This is a genomic window from Halomonas sp. MES3-P3E, from assembly GCF_002836035.1.
Taxonomy (GTDB): domain Bacteria; phylum Pseudomonadota; class Gammaproteobacteria; order Pseudomonadales; family Halomonadaceae; genus Vreelandella; species Vreelandella arctica.
Map to the genome: position 1 here is coordinate 1 of NZ_PJBT01000151.1, position 443 is coordinate 443.

Consider the following 443-nt stretch of genomic DNA (forward strand, 5'->3'; position numbering starts at 1 on the left):
TATATTGCCATGCAGTTCAGTAGGTTAGAAGCATTCCTGGGGGCCGGTCTCACGGATTCAGGTGAAAGGGACACGTAGAGCGCCGCAATTGTCGGAGACAAAAATCGAATTGGGGAGTTGGCACTCCAAGTGATAAGTGCAGGTATCAATTTTGGTCACGTGAGCAGGCACATGCTCAATATTATAGATTTGCTCCTCTTCTCCGGTGCCGTGCCGAAGCGTTTCAATGTCAAAGCAAATGGTATCGTTTTTTAAGTAAGGAGATAGGGAATTGCCAGAATAAGTTATTTCTAATGTTATTTTTCCGCCGTCCAGATCTGTTTTTATAGCGGTTGCTTCAATAGCGTAAGCCGCTTCTTTAGAAAAAATGGAAATAGTGTGGTCTTTGTGAAGTAGCGACTTTAGTATTTGGCTTGTGGCGTTTGGTGTTGCTGTATGGATTG

Annotated in this window: 1 pseudogene; it reads right to left on the reverse strand. The window is 43.8% G+C overall.

Annotated elements, in window-relative coordinates:
* Positions 1-57: 57 nt before the first annotated feature.
* Positions 58-443 (reverse strand): annotated as a pseudogene (locus CXF87_RS12405) (metal-dependent phosphohydrolase); the annotation flags it as partial.